This window comes from Peribacillus sp. CSMR9, assembly GCF_033141925.1.
Classification (GTDB): Bacteria; Bacillota; Bacilli; order Bacillales; family DSM-1321; genus Peribacillus; species Peribacillus simplex_A.
In genome coordinates this window covers 1-2611 of record NZ_JAOPHO010000150.1, presented here as the reverse complement: position 1 = coordinate 2611, position 2611 = coordinate 1, and the positions used below count along the sequence as shown (strand labels likewise).

Annotated in this window: 1 protein-coding gene and 1 pseudogene; one reads left to right on the top strand and one right to left on the bottom strand. The window is 38.9% G+C overall.

Annotated features, from left to right (window positions below):
- The first annotated feature begins 325 nt into the window (after positions 1 to 325).
- Positions 326 to 2056 carry a phospho-sugar mutase gene (locus N9I19_RS24370; RefSeq protein WP_317779275.1) on the top strand — a complete coding sequence of 577 codons (1731 nt, stop codon included), beginning with the start codon at positions 326 to 328 and terminating at the stop codon, positions 2054 to 2056.
- Between the two features lie 112 nt (positions 2057 to 2168).
- Here the strand turns inward: N9I19_RS24370 and N9I19_RS24365 are convergent.
- Positions 2169 to 2516, bottom strand: a pseudogene (locus N9I19_RS24365) (IS3 family transposase); the annotation flags it as partial.
- Between the last annotated feature and the right edge of the window lie 95 nt (positions 2517 to 2611).

The following is a 2611-nucleotide window of genomic DNA, read 5'->3' as shown; positions in this document are numbered from 1 at the left end:
CATCTACACCATGGCTTCCCTTATTTCTCTCTACACGCTTCAATGCCTGTATTAAGTTTTCCCTCTCTAGTATCTGTACATAACACTGTTGAAGGGTTTAATTTATCACCAATCACCAATCACTTTATCTAATTGCTTTTTCGTAATACGACCACAACCAAGCGACCCAACAAAAGTATTTTTCGTTCGGCCACATGCCACTAATACCCAAACTTGTTCGTGACGGCTTTTAGATTTCATACTCAATTGATCGCCTACAATGTGTACTAAGATCAAAGAGTAAAGAAATTCCCCAAAAAGCAAAGTTGGAAGGAGCTGTATTTTAATGAAATGGAAGAATTTGTACACTATTTGGACAAGTTACCCCAATTTAAATCATGAAATGCGTTTATTGCTTGAAGAAATGAAGGATGATGAAAAAGTAATTGAAGACGCCTTTTATAAAAATTTGGAATTCGGAACGGGTGGTATGCGAGGGGAAATTGGTCCAGGTACTAATAGGATGAACATTTATACCGTGCGAAAAGCGTCTGTAGGACTTGCTGAGTATATTCAATTGTTTGGAAACGAGGCAAAATCCAGAGGAGTCGTAATTGCTTACGATTCAAGACATAAGTCTCCCGAATTTGCATTGGAAGCAGCCAGGACTTTGGCAACAAAGGGAATTAAAGCTTATTTATTTGATGAATTACGGCCTACCCCACAGCTCTCTTTTTCCGTACGTAAGCTGGGTGCATTTGCCGGTATCGTCATTACAGCAAGCCATAATCCGCCTGAATATAATGGGTATAAAGTGTACGGGTCAGACGGGGCACAGCTACCTCCTGAAGCGGCGGATCAAGTCATTAATTACGTGAACGCGATTGAAAGTGAGCTTTCCATTGTAGTTGAGGAAGAAGAAATCCTAAAGGACAGAGGACTCATTCAAATCATCGGGGAGGAGCTGGATATTGCTTATAATGAGCATTTGCTCACTATTCCGGAAAATCCAAAGTTAGCAGATGAAATCGATGTAAAGCTCGTGTTTACACCGCTTCATGGTACAGCGAATAAATCAGTAAAACGTGCTTTGCATGATCTAGGATATCGAAATGTCCATATTGTTAAAGAACAGGAAATGCCCGATGCTAACTTTCCTACTGTTAAAGTGCCTAATCCAGAGGAAGATGCTGCTTTTGAATTGGCCATTGCGCTTGGAAACCGCGTCGACGCTGATTTATTGATTGCCACCGATCCGGATGCGGATAGACTCGGTATTAGCGTAAAAAATAATGCTGGAGATTATGTCGTATTAACAGGCAACCAAACAGGCGCTCTCTTTTTGGATTATTTAATTTCACAAAAACAAAAGAAAGGGACTCTTCCTGAAAATGGAGTCGTATTAAAGACCATCGTGACTTCAGAAATAGGAAGGGCGATTTCTGAGCAAAATGGTTTAAAAGCCGTAGATGTTTTAACTGGATTTAAATTCATTGCTGAAAAAATCAATGAATACCACACAAGTGGAGAACACTCTTTCCTGTTTGGCTATGAAGAAAGCTATGGATATCTAATCAAAGATTTTGCTCGAGATAAGGATGCCATACAGGCTACTATTCTGGCAGTGGAAGTTTGTGCCTATTATAAAAAGCAAGGCAAAACGATGTACGAAGGTTTACTGGATGTTTTCGATAGATATGGATATTACCTGGAAGATTTGCAATCGTTGACTTTAAAAGGAATTGAAGGTGCCAGACAAATTGAAGCGATTCTCAATGAATTCCGTGAAAATCCACCAGATCAAATCTGTGGTCTTCAAGTAGTGGTTCACGAGGATTATCTCAGCAGGAAAAAATACATGTTTGCGTCAAATAGGGAAGAGGCCATCAAGCTCCCAAAATCGAACGTATTAAAATATTTTCTTGAAGATGGCACATGGGTATGTTTACGACCTTCCGGAACAGAACCTAAAATTAAATTTTATTTCGGTGTTAAAGAAAGCTCGATGAAGGAAGCGAAAGGGAAATTATCCACAGTTATGAAAGACTTTATGGGAAGTATCAATAAAATGCTTTAAAGAAGGACTCTCATTCAGAGGATCTTCTTAAAAAACTAGGGTCAGCATTCATTATGTAGAGAAATGCGGACCCTTTTTTGTTTATCATGTAATGCCAGTTATTTTTGACTTAGACATATGTTAAATCACTGACCACTATTTTTTCCCTTCTTCTTGTAGAAATTCCCGATTTAATTCGTTAGCCTGGCCTGATTCGTTGCATGAGGTCTTTTGCGGTTTAGACTGAGCAACTATAAAAGAGAAAAATAAGCCCCTGTTCTTTCATGATACGGCCAATTCGCCTTCTGGAGACCGTAAGGCCACTTTTCTTTTATTCAACCTTAATCTTACGTGTTCCGTACGCCTTACGGTTTTTATCAAAAATTTCTAAAATGGCATTTGCTTCGTAGTATTAGGTGCTACGTGAATGCTCCAGGACGCCACACATTGCTGATACCGAGTATTTATCTTTGTTCCGTTTTGGTAGTGTTCAATGATCTTGGATTGTCAACACTAAATCAAACAACTTTTTTAAGGGATAATTTTTTATATTCTAGAGGACTTAAGTAGCCAAGA